Origin of the sequence: Pseudonocardia sp. DR1-2, assembly GCF_023717215.1 — a bacterium.
Classification (GTDB): Bacteria; Actinomycetota; Actinomycetes; order Mycobacteriales; family Pseudonocardiaceae; genus Pseudonocardia; species Pseudonocardia alni.
In genome coordinates, this window is sequence record NZ_JAMQOF010000001.1 from 69848 (window position 1) to 84748 (window position 14901).

13 protein-coding genes are annotated in these 14901 nt (G+C 74.6%); 4 read left to right on the forward strand and 9 right to left on the reverse strand.

All coding sequences use genetic code 11. The features are described from left to right. Positions 1–111: 111 nt before the first annotated feature. The 4 genes from ND486_RS00285 to ND486_RS00300 form a co-directional block, all read right to left on the reverse strand. Positions 112–1518: a uracil-xanthine permease family protein gene (locus tag ND486_RS00285; RefSeq protein ID WP_251782246.1), complete on the reverse strand. Its 1407-nt coding sequence runs from the start codon at positions 1516–1518 to the stop codon at positions 112–114. Positions 1519–1646: 128 nt separating this feature from the next. After that, positions 1647–2636, reverse strand: coding sequence for an ABC transporter substrate-binding protein (locus ND486_RS00290; RefSeq protein ID WP_251782247.1), 990 nt, complete (start codon positions 2634–2636; stop codon positions 1647–1649). A 106-nt stretch (positions 2637–2742) separates the two neighbouring features. Next, entirely contained in the window at positions 2743–4179 is a 1437-nt protein-coding gene (locus tag ND486_RS00295; protein WP_251782248.1) for an aspartate aminotransferase family protein, read from the reverse strand. Positions 4180–4190: 11 nt separating this feature from the next. Next, a complete protein-coding gene (locus ND486_RS00300) occupies positions 4191–5348 on the reverse strand; it encodes a GTP-binding protein (RefSeq protein WP_251782249.1) in 1158 nt (385 codons plus the stop codon). A 184-nt stretch (positions 5349–5532) separates the two neighbouring features. Between ND486_RS00300 and trpS the strand changes: the two genes are divergently transcribed. Beyond that, complete coding sequence (gene trpS / locus ND486_RS00305) at positions 5533–6600, forward strand: tryptophan--tRNA ligase (protein ID WP_178373567.1); 1068 nt, start codon at positions 5533–5535, stop codon at positions 6598–6600. On the opposite strand, the gene ND486_RS00310 is transcribed toward trpS, so the two are convergent. Next, complete coding sequence (locus ND486_RS00310) at positions 6572–7216, reverse strand: MOSC domain-containing protein (protein ID WP_251782250.1); 645 nt, start codon at positions 7214–7216, stop codon at positions 6572–6574. The genes trpS and ND486_RS00310 overlap by 29 nt on opposite strands. Before the next feature lie 48 nt (positions 7217–7264). Next, positions 7265–8776 carry a long-chain-fatty-acid--CoA ligase gene (locus ND486_RS00315; protein WP_251782963.1) on the reverse strand — a complete coding sequence of 504 codons (1512 nt, stop codon included), beginning with the start codon at positions 8774–8776 and terminating at the stop codon, positions 7265–7267. Between the two features lie 115 nt (positions 8777–8891). Here ND486_RS00315 and ND486_RS00320 point away from each other — a divergent pair, with 115 nt between their 5' ends. Further along, complete coding sequence (locus tag ND486_RS00320) at positions 8892–10133, forward strand: MFS transporter (protein ID WP_251782251.1); 1242 nt, start codon at positions 8892–8894, stop codon at positions 10131–10133. Between the two features lie 76 nt (positions 10134–10209). On the opposite strand, the gene ND486_RS00325 is transcribed toward ND486_RS00320, so the two are convergent. The 3 genes from ND486_RS00325 to ND486_RS00335 all read right to left on the reverse strand — a co-directional run bounded on the left by ND486_RS00325 (position 10210) and on the right by ND486_RS00335 (position 13544). Next, positions 10210–11745 carry an acyl-CoA synthetase gene (locus ND486_RS00325; protein WP_251782252.1) on the reverse strand — a complete coding sequence of 512 codons (1536 nt, stop codon included), beginning with the start codon at positions 11743–11745 and terminating at the stop codon, positions 10210–10212. Between the two features lie 96 nt (positions 11746–11841). Then, on the reverse strand, positions 11842–12186 hold the full coding sequence (locus tag ND486_RS00330) for an Lsr2 family protein (protein ID WP_251782253.1): 345 nt from the start codon (positions 12184–12186) through the stop codon (positions 11842–11844). A 218-nt stretch (positions 12187–12404) separates the two neighbouring features. Then, complete coding sequence (locus tag ND486_RS00335; RefSeq protein ID WP_251782254.1) at positions 12405–13544, reverse strand: MBL fold metallo-hydrolase; 1140 nt, start codon at positions 13542–13544, stop codon at positions 12405–12407. 51 nt (positions 13545–13595) lie between these two features. Between ND486_RS00335 and ND486_RS00340 the strand changes: the two genes are divergently transcribed. Further along, positions 13596–14366, forward strand: coding sequence for an enoyl-CoA hydratase-related protein (locus tag ND486_RS00340; protein ID WP_251782255.1), 771 nt, complete (start codon positions 13596–13598; stop codon positions 14364–14366). 42 nt (positions 14367–14408) lie between these two features. Beyond that, positions 14409–14900: a MarR family winged helix-turn-helix transcriptional regulator gene (locus ND486_RS00345; protein WP_062395807.1), complete on the forward strand. Its 492-nt coding sequence runs from the start codon at positions 14409–14411 to the stop codon at positions 14898–14900. Position 14901: the final 1 nt, after the last annotated feature.

Sequence of the window (14901 nt, forward strand, 5' to 3'; positions counted from 1 at the left end):
CGACGTCGCCCGGGCCGACCGGGCCCGGCGCCGGCACCACCGCCGTGCGGCGGGCGTCCGGCGCAGCGCGATCCGCCCGGCCTCGTCCGACCCGGCGCGGCGGCCTGGGCCTCAGCCGAGCGGCCCGCCGTCCCCGTCGCCGGAGGGGCGCCGGTCGGCGGGGAGCAGCGCGTGCAGGGCGTGGTAGCCGACGAGCACCACGATCGTGCCCAGCGCGATCCCGGACAGCTCGAACCCGCCCACCGACAGGCTCGCCCCGCCGATGCCGATGATCAGCCCGGCGGACAGCGGCACCAGGTTCGCGGCGTGGGCCAGGTCGACCCCGTTGCGGATCCAGATGGCCGCCCCGAGCAGCCCGACCATGCCGTAGAGGACCACGGTGAGCCCGCCGAGCACCCCGCCCGGCACCGCGACGATCAGCGCCCCGAACTTCGGGCAGAACCCCAGCAGCACCGCGACGGCCGCGGCCACCCAGTACGCGGCGGTGGAGTAGACGCGGGTCGCGGCCATCACGCCGATGTTCTCCGCGTAGGTCGTGGTGGGGGAGCCGCCGACCAGGCCGGCCAGCGTGGTGCCCGCGCCGTCCGCGGCCAGGGCCCGGCCCAGGTACGGGTCGAGGCGCTCGCCGGTCATCCCCTCGACGGCCTTGACGTGCCCGGCGTTCTCCGCGATCAGCGCGATCACCGAGGGCAGCACGAGGAGCGCGAAGGCGAACGAGAACGTCGGCCAGTGCCAGCCGGCGATCTCCATGCCGTCCGGACCGGTCTGGGTGGCGGGCGGCAGGCCCACCCAGTCCGCGGACCCGACCCCGGACAGGTCGACCCGCATCCGGGTGCCGACGTCCCCGCTCGCGTCGGGCGCGGTGATCGGGCCGGTCGTGGCGTCGAGCAGCAGCGAGAAGGCGAACCCGGCGACCAGGCCGATCAGCACCCCGATCCGGCCCCAGAACCCCGGCAGCAGTACCGCGGCGGCGATCACCACGACCATCGTCACCAGCGCGGCCCACTGGTCCTGTGGCCAGTAGACGGTCGAGGCGACCCCGGCGAGGTTGAACCCGATCAGCATGACGACGGCGCCGGTCACCGCGGGTGGCAGCAGCCGGGACACGACGCGGGCGCCGACCAGGTGCACGACCACGCCGACCAGCAGCAGCACCACCCCGGCGACGACGATCGCGCCGGTCACGGCCGCGGAGTCCCCGCCCTGGGCGCGGATCGCCGCGACCCCGCCGACGAACGACGCCGAGGACCCCAGGTAGCTGGGGATCCGGCCGTGGGTCATCAGCAGGAACAGCGCGGTCGCGACGCCGGACATCAGGATCGCGATGTTCGGGTTCAGTCCCATGAGGACCGGGAAGACGAACGTCGCCCCGAACATCGCGATCACGTGCTGGCCGCCGAGGCCGACGGTGCGCGGCCAGGACAGCCGCTCGTGCGGGCCCACGACCTCGCCGGGCGGCGGGGCCTTGCCGCCGTGCACCACGGTCCAGCCGCGCCGTCGTTCCCGCGTCGAAGTCACCGAGCCCCCTCACCGTGGCCCGCCGCCCTGACGGGGCCGCGATCACAGTCGTCGGCGCGGCCGGGCGGGACAAGGGGTTGCGCACACCGGTGACGTGACGTTCACGGCACCGGTGCGCGGGCGCCGGCTCAGCTGCCGGGGGCCCGGCCCTGCAGCGCCGCGTCGAGCTGCGGCGCGACGGAGTCGATGGCGTAGGGCAGCGACAGCGGGCTGGAGTAGCCCAGCGCGGCGGCGAACTCGGTCTCGAACGGCCCGAGGTAGGCGACGCGGCCCTGCTGGACCGCCGGGATCGCGCGGAACACCGGGTCGGCCTCGGACTCGGCGCGGGAACGGCCCAGCACCACGAGCACGTCGCTGTCGAGGTCGCCCTGGCGTTCCAGCGAGAGGGTCTGCGAGTCCGGCCGGACGGTGAAGCCGAGGCCGGCGAAGATCTGGGCGCGCAGGTCGTCGGTTCCCATGTCGTAGGGGACGCCCTCGATGAAGAAGTCCATCTTCAGGTTCTTGCCCGCGAAGTCGGGGTGGGCCGCCTTGGCCTCGTCGAACTTCGCGCGGGTCGCGGCGATGACCTGCTCGGCCTGCTCGGTGCGCCCGGTGGCCTGCCCGGTGATGCGGGTCTGCTCCTCCCAGCCCGCGGCGTTCGTGCCGTCGGGGGTGCCCTGGGCGACGGTCGGCGCGATCTGCGACAGCGCGGTGTAGGTCGCCTGGTCCATGAAGGAGTAGACGCCGAGGATCAGGTCGGGCTGGAGTGCGGCGACCTGCTCGACCGGGATCTGGGACCCGGTCAGCAGCTGCGGCTGCGTCCCGCCGAGTGCCTCCTGCGCCCAGGGGCGCTTCGCGTAGTCGTAGTCGCCGATGTTCTCGCGGACCCCGACCGGCTTCACGCCGAGGGCGAGGGCGAAGTCGGCGTCGTTGAAGCCGACGGTCACGACCCGCTGCGGCGCGGCGGGGATCGTCGTCTGCCCGAAGGCGTGGGTGAGGGTGACCGGGAACGCCCCGGTGGGGGCGTCGTCGGCGGGGGCGGGCTGTGCCGCGTCGCCGGAGCCCCCGGAGGAGCAGCCGGCCAGTGCCAGCAGCAGGACCACGCACGCGGCGAGCGCGCGGAGCAGGGGTCGGGGCATGGGGGCGGTCCTTTCGACGGGACCCGTGCGGGCGGGGTGCACCGGGCGCCGGGGGATCAGGTCAGTACACCCTTCTGGGTGGACAGGCGAACCTTACCCACGGCGGTCACGATCGGGCAGACAGGACATCCCACACGACGTCGAGGTGCTCGCGGCCGGTGGTGACCCCGCCGAACGCCACCCGCACCACCGGGTGCCCGTCGACCTCGGTGCCGGTGAGCAGCACCCGTCCGTCGGCGTTGGCGCGTTCCAGCAGCGCGGTGGTCGCGGCGTCGCCGGAGCGCGAGCGGAGGCAGACCAGGGACAGCACCGGCGCGCACGCCAGCTCCAGGTCGTCGTGCCCGCGGACCCGCTCGGCCAGCTCGGCGGCGAGGCCGACGTGCCCGCGCAGGTGCGACCGCAGCCCGGACAGCCCCTGTCCGTGGAGCACCGCCCACAGCTTCAGCGCCCGGAACCGACGCCCGAGCGGGACCTGCCAGTCCCGGAAGTCCACGACGGCGCCGGAGTCGGAGTGCGCGTCGCGCAGGTAGGCCGGGGTGATCGACAGCGCGGCCGGCAGCGCGCGGGCGTCGCGCACCCAGAGCAGCGAGGCGTCGAACGCGGTGAGCAGCCACTTGTGGGCGTCGGTGCAGAAGGAGTCGACGCCGGGACCCGGGCCCGGGTTCACGCCGTCGAGCACCCAGCGGTGCTCCGGGCAGAGCGCGGCGACGCCCGCCCACGCGGCGTCGACGTGCACCCACGCCCGGTACGGCCGCGCCGCCGTGACCAGCGCCGCGACCGGGTCGCTCGACCCGGTCGAGGTCGTCCCGACCGTCGCGCACACCAGCACCGGGACCAGCCCTGCGGCGACGTCCGCGGCCAGGGTGTCGGCCAGCGCGGCCGGGTCCATCGCCCGGGAGCCCGGCGTGCACGGGACGGTCCGCAGCCCGTCGGAGCCGAGCCCGGCCACCCGCACCGCCTTGGCCAGCGACGAGTGCGTCTCGGCCGTGACGTAGACGCGTTCCCGGCCGGTCACCCCGCGCACGCGCCAGCCGGAGTCCGGGTCCGGCGCGGCCCGGTGCAGCGCGGCGGTCAGCGCGACCAGCGCCGCCGAGGACGCCGAGTCCTGGATCGAGCCGCCCCCGCCGCCGTCGTGGGTGAACGTCTCGTCCAGCCCGAGCGCCCTGGCCAGCTGGTCGGTGACCGCCTGCTCCACCTCGGTGCACGCCGGCGAGGTCGACCAGAGCATGCCCTGCGCCCCGGCGCCGCCCGACAGCAGCTCACCCAGCAGCGAGGTCAGCGAGGCGTTCGCCGGGAAGAACGCGTGGAACCCGGGGTGCTGCCAGCGGGTGTCGGCGTCACCGGTGACGGCCTCGACCAGCGAGGGGAACGCCGCGAGCGGCTCGGGGTCCTCGTTCGCCTCGCGGGGGAAGCGGGCCCGCACGGTGCCGGGCTCGACGACGTCGCGGACCGGGTGGCGTTCGATCCCGGCGCGGGCGTCGGCGACGGCGTCGACGAACAGGTGGCCGAGGGCTCGGAACTCGTCCGGGGAGAGGTCGGGCACGTGCCCGGACGCTACCCGGCCACGGGCGTGTGCTCGTGGATCCCGTGGTCGTGCAGGTCGTCGAGGTCCCAGGCGGGCAGCGGGTCGTCCAGGTCGCGCCAGGAGCCGGGCCCGGCGAGCAGCTCGTCGTCGGTGAGCAGGGCCGGGTCGAGGCGCGCCGTGACGGCGTCGCGGGTCAGGCCGAGCCCGATGAACACGATCTCCTGCCCGCGCGGCCCGTCGAACGACGACCACGGCGCCGCCGGATCCAGGGCCATGTTCGGGCCGGCCTGCGACCACAGGCCCGCGACGTCGGGCCGGGTCGCCAGCCAGCAGAAGCCCTTGCTGCGCAGCAGGCCGGGCCATTCGCCGAGCGCGTCGAGCAGCCGGGCGGGGTGGAAGGGGCGTCCGGCCCGCCAGGTCACGCTCGCGATCCCGTACTCCTCGGTCTCGGGGGTGTGGCTGCCGTTGAGCTCCTGCGCCCAGCCGGGTGTCGCGGACGCCGCCGCCGGGTCGTAGCGGTGGGTGTCGAGCAGGTCGGCGACCGGCACGTCGCCACGCACCGCGCGGACCCGGCGTGCGCCCGGGTTCATCCGTGACAGCAGCGCCTCGATCCGGCCCAGCGCGTGCGGCGCGACGAGGTCGGTCTTGTTGAGCACCAGCAGGTCCGCGAACTCGACCTGGTCGGCGAGCAGGTCCGACAGGGTCCGCTCGTCGCCCTCGGCGGCCTGCAGCTCGCGGTCGGCGAGGGAGTCCTCGCTGGTCAGGAGCGTCTCGAAGGTCGAGGCGTCGACGAGGGTGACCATCGTGTCCAGCCGCGCCACGTCGGAGAGCGCGGTGCCGTCGTCGAAGGTCCACTCGAACGTCGCCGCGACCGGCATCGGCTCGGAGATCCCGGTCGACTCGACGACGACGTGGTCGTAGCGCCCCTCCGCGGCCAGCTCGCCGACCGTGGTCAGCAGGTCCTCGCGCAGCGTGCAGCAGATGCAGCCGTTGGTGAGCTCGACCAGCTTCTCCTGGCTGCGGTGCAGGTCGACCAGCGCGCCGTCGATGTTGACCTCGCTCATGTCGTTGACGACGACGGCGATCCGCCTGCCGTCGCGGTTCGCGAGCAGGTGCTCCAGCAGCGTCGTCTTCCCCGCGCCGAGGAAGCCGGACAGGATCGTGACGGGAACGCGACGGTCGGCCATACATTCACGATAACCATTGTCGATAACGGCGGTGTAGGGTGCCCCCGTGCGCACCTCCCGTCCGGTCTGGTGGCGGCTGCTCCCCGCAGCCGCGTAGACGCACGTCACCGTCATCCCGGGCTGCCCGAGCAGCCCGGCGGCGACCGGTGTGTCTCGTGCAGCTCCCCGTTCCCAGGAGCTGATCATGGATTCCCTCGCCGCCACCGTCGCCCGGATGCCCGCGCTGCGTGCCGCCGTCGCCGCCGACCCGTCGTCGCACCGGGTGCTGACCGGGGAGCGGCCGACCGGCCCGCTGCACCTGGGGCACCTGGTGGGCACGATCTCCGAACGCGTCCGGCTGCAACGGTCCGGAGTGGACGTGCTGGTGATCCTCGCCGACTACCAGGTGATCACCGACCGTGACGTCGCCGACCGGCTGTCGGACCACGTCCGCGGCGCGGTGCTCGACCAGCTCGCCGCCGGGCTCGACCCGGACCGCACGACGGTGTTCGCCCACTCCGCGGTGCCCGCGCTGAACCAGCTCATGCTGCCGTTCCTGTCGCTGGTCACCGAGGCCGAGCTGCACCGCAACCCGACGGTGAAGGCCGAGCACGCCGCGTCCGGGCGCGCGTTGTCGGGGCTGCTGCTGACCTATCCGGTGCACCAGGCCGCGGACATCCTGTCCTGCCGCGCCGACCTCGTGCCGGTGGGCAAGGACCAGCTCCCGCACATCGAGCTCACCCGGGTGCTGGCCCGGCGCTTCGCCGAGCGCTACGGCCCGGTGTTCACCCCGCCCGAGCCGATGCTGACCGACACCCCGGAGCTGCCCGGGCTCGACGGGCACAAGATGTCCAAGTCCCGCGGCAACGCCGTCCCGCTCGGCGCGACCGCGGACGAGACCGCGGCGCTCGTGCGCCGCGCCCGCACCGACCCCGAGCGGCGCATCACCGTCGACCCGGACGGCAGGCCCGGGGTGTACGGGCTGCTCACGACCGCGGCCCTGTGCCTGGGCCGCGACCCGCACGAGCTGGCCGCGACCCTGGACGGGGCCGCCGCGCTGAAACGGCTCACCACCGACGCGGTCAACGACCACCTCGCCGGGCACCGCGCGCGGCGCGCCGAGCTGGCCCGCGACCCCGGGCTCGTCGACGACGTGCTGGCCCGCGGCAACGCCCGCGCCAACGCGCTGGCCGACGAGACACTCGACGCGGTCCGCACGGCCATGGGGATGCGCTACGGCCGGGTCAGCGCCGGGACGCGGTCCGCTTCGTGACGGTCTCCCGGATCTTCGGCAGCAGGTGCTCACCCGCGGCCAGGAGGTCCGGGAGCCGGGCCGGCTCGGCGAGCAGCGCCCGGAACGCGTCGGCGACGGTGACGCCGTGCCCGGGCCGGTGCTCGACGGTCACGGCGTCGCCGGCGCGGATCTCGCCGGGGGACAGGACCCTCAGGTAGGCGCCGGGGCGGGCGGCTGCGGTGAACCGCTTCACCCAGCCCGCCCGCTCCAGGTGCGCCGCGAAGGTCCGGCACGGGATGCGCGGCGCGGTCACCTGCAGCAGCACCCCGCCGACCCGCCAGCGCTCGCCCAGCTCCGCGCCGCACACGTCGACGCCGCGGGTGGTGAGGTTCTCCCCGAACATCCCCGCCCGCAGCGGGCCCAGTTCGGCGGCGAAGGACTCCAGGTCCTCCCGGGCGTAGGCGTAGACGGCCTGGTCCGGGCCGCCGTGGTGGTCGGCGTCGCAGATCGTGTCGCCGGCCAGCCCGCTCGCCGCGGGCGCCGGGACGTCCACCCGGACCGGACCGGGTACCGGCCGCTTGTCGATGCCCGAGGCCCCCGCCTTGGCGAGGATCGGACGGGACACCCCGGTGTTCACGGACTCCACGACGGACACCCCCGCGACGCTAGGCGTCCCACCGCCGCCGACGCGAGCGGGTTCGTGTCACACGGACCCGTGGAGGCGGCGCAGCTCGGTCTTGAGCACCTTGCCCGACGGGTTGCGCGGTAACACCTCCACCAGCGCGAGCCGGCTCGGCTGCTTGTAGCGGGCCAGCCGGTCGGCGCACCACGCCGTGAGCGTGTCCAGGTCCGGCGGGGCGGCGGGGTCGGCGGGCACGACCACGGCGAGCGGGGTCTCGCCCCAGCGCGGGTCCGGCACCCCGACGACCGCGACGTCGGCGACGCCCGGGTGCGCGGCCAGCACCTCCTCGACCTCCGCGCTGTACACGTTCTCCCCACCGGAGATGATCATGTCCTTGGCGCGGTCGACGACGTAGTAGAAGCCGTCGGGATCCTCGCGCACCAGGTCACCGGAGTGGAACCAGCCGCCGCGGAACGCCTCGGCCGTCGCCTCCGGGCGGCCCCAGTACTCCCGCATCACGGTCGGACCGCGGTAGACGATCTCGCCGACCTCGCCGCGCGGCACGTCGTTCATGTCCGCGTCGACGACCCGCACCTCGACGCCGACCATCGGCGTCCCCACCGAGCCGATCTTGCGCACCGAGTCCTCGCCCCGCAGCGCGCAGGTGACCGGGCTGCACTCGGTCTGCCCGAACGCGGTGACCACCATGGCCTGCGGGAACGTGTCGATCATGGTGCGGATCAGCGTCGTCGACGCGGGGGCGGCACCCCAGGTGATCCGGCGCAGCGCCGACAGGTCCCGCTGCGCGATGCCGGGCACGGCGCAGATCGCCTGCCACTGCGCCGGGACGAAGAAGCACGACGACACCCGCTCCCGCTCCAGGGTGTCGACCGTCGCGACCGGGTCGAACCCGCCCGACGGTGGGATGATCACCCGGCCGCCCGCGATCAGGGTCGGGAGCATGCCGGACAGCCCGGCGATGTGGAACAGCGGAGCCCCGGACAGCGAGACCCGGTCGTCGCCCGCGGTGCCCAGGTGCGTGATCGACAGGAACGCGTGCAGCATCAGGTTGCGGTGGGTCAGCACCGCGCCCTTCGGGCGGCCGGTCGTGCCCGAGGTGTACATGATGTAGGCGGGCTCGTCGTCGGCGACGTCGTCGCCCCAGTCGCCGGGGTCGGTCCCGGCGAGCAGCGCGCCGAAGCCCTCGCCGAGGGTGAGCACCGTCCGCACCGACGGCGCCTGTTCCCGCGCGGCCTCCACGGTCGCGGCGAACCCGTCGTCGCAGAGCACGGCGGTGGGGGTGCAGTCGGTGAGCTGGAAGGCGACCTCGCCCGCGGTCAGCCGGAAGTTCAGCGGCACGCAGATCGCGCCGCGGCGCAGCACCGCCAGGTAGCTCTCGACGAGCTCGACGGAGTTGAGCCCGAGCACCGCGACCCGGTCCCCGCGGTCGACCCCCCGGTCGGCGAGCACGGTCGCCAGCCGGGACACCCGGTCGTCGAGCTGCGCCCAGGTCCGCGACGTCCGCGGGTCGGCGAGCGCCGGCCCGTCCGGTGTGGTCCGTGCGTGCCGCGCGACGACGTCCGCCGCGGTCATCCCGTGTCCCGTGATCGTGCCCACCGGTGGCCTCCCGAGCCTCGACTGCCCTGCCACTGTGGTCCCGCTCACCCCGGTGGGGCAAGATCACGGCCCGCCGTGCAGGGTGACGCCGGTGAGCACGACCCCCGACGGAGCCGACCCCGACGGAGCCGGCCCCGAGGGAGCCGATCCCGGCGGTGCCGTCCCCGACGGCACCCGGCGGCTCCGGCTGCTGCAGCTGGCGTCGCTGACCAGCACCGTCGACCGGTTCGCGATCGCGCCGCTGCTGGTCCCGATCGCCGCGTCGTTCTCGGCGCCGCTGGCCGCGGCGGCCGGCGCGGCCGGGGGCTACTTCCTCGCCTACGGCCTCATGCAGGTCGTGTGGGGGGTGCTGTCCGACCGGATCGGCCGGGTCCGGGTGATGCGCCTGGCCCTGGTCGGCGCGGTGCTGGGCGGGGTCGCCTCGGTGCTGGCGCCGACCCTCGCGGTGCTGGTCGTCGCCCGGGTCGTCACCGGCGCGTGCACGGCGGCGCTGATCCCGGCGGCGCTGGTGTACGTCGGTGACACCTGGCCCGCCGCGGTCCGGCAGCGGCCCCTGTCGGACCTGCTCGCCGCGACCGCGCTCGGCACCGCCGTCGCCACGGCCGGGGCGGGCCTGCTGGCCGACCTGGCGGGGTGGCGCGTCGTCCTCGGTACGACGGCGGCCGGCTGCGCGGTGCTGTTCGTCGCGCTGCGGGCGCTGCCCGAACCCGACGGCGCCCGCACCACCTCGCGCGGGGTCGTCGACGCGGTGCTCCGCCCGCTGGCCGCGGTCGCCGGGAACCGCTGGGCGCGGCTGGTCCTGGTGCTCGCCTTCGTCGAGGGAGCCGTCGTGCTCGGGGTGCTGACCTACCTGGCCCCGTCGCTGCAGGCCGGGGGCAGCTCCGCCGCGCTGGCCGGGCTCGCCGCCGGGGGGTACGGCGTCGGCGCGGTGCTGTTCTCCCGGGTTGTGCGACGCCTGGTCGGGCGCCTGCGACCGGCCGCGCTGGCCGCCGTCGGCGGCGGGTTCCTCGTCGTCGCCTGGGTGTTCCCGCTGGTCGTCGTGCACCCGGTGACGATCGCCGCGGCCGGGCTCTGCCTGGGCGGGGCGTGGGCGTTCCTGCACTCGACCCTGCAGACCTGGGCGACCGAGGTCGTCCCGCAGGCCCGCGCGACCGCCGTCGCGCTGTTCGCGACGCTGCTGTTCCTGGGCAGCTCGGCCGGCACCGCGCTGGGTGCCCCGCTCGCCGATGCCGGGCGCTTCGCCCCGCTGTTCGCCGCCGCCCTGGTGGCCTCGGTGCCGCTCGCGCTGGTCGCCGCCCGTACCCGCGCCCGCTACGCCCGCCGGGCCACCTGACCCGCGCTGTGTGCTCCCAGGGTCACTTTCGTGGCTTAGAGCGCCACGAAAGTGACCCTGGGAGCACGGTGGGGCGTCACACGTAGCGGTCGCGCAGCTCCCGCTTGACCAGCTTGCCGGTGGGGGTCCGCGGCAGGAAGTCGGTGAAGTCCACCGACGAGGGCGCCTTGTAGTGCGCGATCCGCTCCCGCACGAAGTCGATCAGCTCGCGCTCCAGCTCCGGGCCGGCGTCGACGCCCTCCGGGGGCTGGACGACGGCCTTGACCTTCTCGCCCATCTCGTCGTCGGGCACCCCGATGACGGCGACGTCGAGCACCTTCGGGTGCAGCGCGAGGGCGTCCTCGACCTCCTGCGGGTAGATGTTCACCCCGCCCGAGATGATCATGAACGCCTTGCGGTCGGTGAGGAAGAGGTAGCCGTCCTCGTCGAGGTAGCCCAGGTCCCCGGTGGTGGTCCAGCTCTCGTGCTCGGGGTGGGTCGCGGCGAGGGTCTTGCCCGGGTCGTTGTGGTACTCGAACGGCCGGACGTCGCGCTCGAAGTAGACCGTCCCGATCTCGCCAGGGGCCAGTACGGCGCCGGTGTCGTCGGCGATCCGGATGGTGCCGAGCCCGGCGCGCCCGACCGATCCGGGTCGCTCGCTCCACTGCGCCGAGTCGATGAAGGTGATGCCGTTGGACTCGGTCGCGGCGTAGTACTCGTGCAGGACCGGACCCCACCAGTCGATCATCGCCTGCTTGACGTCCACCGGGCACGGCGCGGCCGCGTGGATCGCGACCCGCATCGAGGACACGTCGTAGGAGGCGCGGACGGACTCCGGGAGCTTGAGCATCCGCACGAACATCGTCGGCACCCACTGCGAGTGGGTGACCGAGTACCGCTGGATCAGCTCCAGGGCCTTCTCGGGGTCGAAGCGCTCCATCACCACGACGGTGCCGCCGAGCGCCTGCACCGTGGCGGTGAACCGCAGCGGCGCGGCGTGGTAGAGCGGGGCCGGGTTCAGGTAGACGGTGTCGGTGTCGAAGCCGTACATCGACCCGAACAGGGCCTGGTAGGTGTCGCCCGGCTCGTCGACCTGCCGGTCGGGCAGCGTCGGCTTGATGCCCTTGGGGCGGCCGGTGGTGCCCGACGAGTAGAGCATGTCCGCCCCGCGCGGCTGGTCGGCCGGCGGTTCGGCCGGCACCGCGGCGAGGGTCTCGTCGTAGTCGGCGTAGCGCGACGCCCCGGGGATCTCACCGCCGAAGGCCAGCCGCACCGGGGTGTCGACGTGGTCCTCGATCGCCGCGGCCAGACCGGCGACACCGGCCGAGACGACGAGCGCCTTCGCGCCGCAGTCCCGCACGATGTAGGCGGCCTCGGGCGCGGAGAGGTGGTGGTTCACCGCGGTGATGTAGAGACCCGACCGCTGGGCGGCCCAGTAGACCTCGTAGACCCGCGCGGTGTTCTCCGCGACGAGCGCGACGACGTCGCCCCGCTGCAGACCGGCCGCACGCAGGTGGTTCGCGAGCCGGGCGGACCCCTCCTCCAGCTCACGGAAGGTCAGGGTCTCGCCCGAGCCCCCCATGATCACGGCCGGCTTGTCGGGGGTCGTGGCGGCGTGCGTGCCTGGGTACATCGGGGCCTCTCCGTCGGGGCGCGCCGCGGATCGCCCGGCGCACGTCTCTGGTCGGCCCGATCCTGCCATCCGGGGCGACCCCGGCGGCGGCAGCGGTCAGGAGTGCGCGTTCTGATAGGCCTCGAGAACCGAGGACGGGATACGCCCGCGCTCGGAGATCTTCATGCCCTGGGCCACCGCCCATTCCCGCACGGCGCGGTTCGCGGCGCGTTCCGAGGAGCTGGAACCGTTCGACGACGAGGTGCCGGAAGCGGGACTGCGCCGACCGGACCCGCGACGGGCGGCCGCTACGTAGGGCGCCAACGATTCCCGCAGCTTCTCGGCATTCTTGGTGGACAGGTCGATCTCGTAGGCGCGGCCGTCGACGGAGAACTCCACCTGCTCGTCGGCCTCGGTGCCGTCGAGGTCGTCGACCAGTGTGATGGTCGTCTGCTGCGCCACGTCGTCATTCCTTCCACGGGGAATCACCGGATCGGCCGGAGACGGGAATCGCCCGGTCGGAGCCGGAACCGATTCTTCGGGCAGAACGATAAAGGATGCCGAACCGACCTGTCGAACCCCTGCCCGGAAATAGTCCGGCACCGTCGTTTCGGGTCGGGGGATACGGCGTCCGGGCGACGGGAATGGGCGAAAAGGGTCAGTGGTGAACGTGACGTGAATCAGCGCGCGGTCGGCCACCACGGTTCGGCGGGAACCGCGGCGCGAGCCTCGTCGACGGTCGTGACGCCGGTCAGGTCGATCCGCTCGCCCGGGCGCGGCAGGGCCAGGACCACGTCCTGGTCGGCGGCGGCCTTGCGGGCCCGCTCAGCGGGCTCGTCCCACGGATGGAAGCCCAGGTTGAACGTCGCCCAGTGGATCGGCAGCAGCACCCGGCCGCCCAGCTCGCGGTGCGCGGCGACGGCCTGCTCCGGGTCGGCGTGGATGTCGGGCCACAGGTCGGCGTAGGCGCCGATCGGCAGCACCGTCAGGTCGAACGGGCCGTGCGCGGCCCCGGTGCGCGCGTGTGCCCGGGTGGCCCCGGTATCCCCGCCCAGGTAGGCGGTGTGCCGCGGCCCCGCGACCTTCCAGGCGGCCCACAGCGTCGTGTTGCGGCGCAGCCCGCGCCCGGAGAAGTGCCGGGTCTCCAGGCAGGTCAGCTCCAGGCCGGCGACGGTCACCACGCCCTCCCAGTCGCGCTCGACGACCCGGTGCCCGGGCACGCCCCAGGCCCGCAGGTGCGCGCCCACACCGAGCGGGCCGACGAACACCGCGGAGGTGTCGCGGGCCAGCGCGGTGACCGTCGGACGGTCGAGGTGGTCGTAGTGGTCGTGGCTGATCACGACGACGTCCGGGGACCCCAGCGCGGACAGCGGCCCGACGGGCGGGTGCAGGCGGCGTGGCCCGAAGCGCGGCACGGGGGAGGCGTACTCCGACCAGACAGGGTCGGCCAGGACCCGTCGGCCGTCGATCTCCAGCAGGACCCCGGCGTGACCCAGCCAGGTCACCGCCAGCCCGGCGGGCTCGTCGGGGGTCCGCAGCGGCGCGAGCGGCACCGTGGCCGGCGCGACGCCCTCGGATCGGCGGCCCACCAGCATGTTCAGGATCATCCTGGCGGAGGCCTTGGCCCGTGGCAGACCCGGCTCGGTGTTGGCGAAGACGCCGTCGACGGCGTTCGGCGACCCGGAGGCGATCCGGTGGAGCTCGCCGGCGCGGGCCCCCATGTTGCGGCGCACGTGCACGCCGAGCGCGGTGAGGGCCCCGGTCAGGGCGAGCGGGACGGACAGGACGGCCGCGGTCGGGACGCGCTTGCTGCGGGACACGATCACCACAGTACGAACGGCCGGGCCCGCTCCCCACCTACAGTCACGATCGTGACGGACGGCATGGCGGGGACACGGGTGACCACCGAGCGGCACGGGCACGTGCTCCTGATCCGGATGACGCGGCCGGACAAGCGCAACGCCGTCGACGCGGCGATGACGGCGGGGCTCGACGAGGCGCTCAACTCCCTCGACGACGACCCGGACCTGTGGTGCGGTGTGCTCGCCGGGGACGCGACGGCGTTCTGCGCGGGCACCGACCTGGCGGCGGGCTCCGGCGGGCCGACGCCCCGCGGCGGCAACTACGGCGTCGTCCGGCGAGACCGGCGGCGCCCGCTGATCGCCGCCGTCGAGGGCGTCGCCTACGGCGGCGGGTTCGAGATCGTGCTGGCCTGCGACATGGTCGTCGCGTCGACGACGGCGCGGTTCGGGCTGCCCGAGGTCGCCCGCGGCCTGGTCGCGAACTGCGGGGCGCTGTTCCGGGCGCCGCGGCCGCTGCCGCTCAACATCGCCAAGCAGCTGCTGGTCACCGGGCGACCGCTGGACGCCGAGCGCGCGTACACCCTGGGCCTGGTCTCCGAGCTCGTCGAGCCGGGCGGAGCGGAGGCCGCGGCGCTCGCGCTCGCGGCCGCGGTGTGCGAGAACTCGCCGCTGGCGGTGTCGGTGTCGCTGCGCGCGCTGGAACGTGTGGTGTCCGAGCCGGACGAGCGCGGCTGGAACGCCACCGAGATCGCCTCGGCGGCGATCGACCGGTCCGCGGACAGGACCGAGGGCATCGCGGCCTTCCTGGAGAAGCGCCCGCCGCGCTGGACGGGGCGCTGACCCGCGCCCGGTGTGTCGCCGCACGCGACTAGGCTCGTCGGCATGCCTGCCCGGACGCGACGTGAGGACCTGGTCGCGCTGCTGCAGGACTATGCGGGCGAGGCCGAGCTGCTCGGCCAGGAGTTCGCCGGGCGGCACCGGCTGCACCCCACCGACCTGCACGCGCTGCTCGCGGTGATGCGCGCGGACTCCGCGGGCGAACCGCTGACCCCGGGCGTCCTCGGCGCCCGGCTCGGGCTGTCCACGGGTGCGACGACCGCGCTCGTCGACCGCCTGGAGCGCGCGGGCCACGTGCGCCGCAGCCGCGAGTCCACCGACCGGCGGCGGGTGACCCTGCGCCAGGCCGAGAACGCCGCCGAGGTCGGCGGGGCGTTCTTCGGCCCGCTCGGCGCCCGGATGGACGCCGTGCTCGCCGGCTTCGACGACGACGAGCTCGCCGCCGCGGCCCGCTTCCTCACCGCGATGAACGCGCTGGTCGCGGACTACCGCGCCGACCTCGCCGCCGGGCCGGCGCAGAAGTCCACGCCGGCCTGAG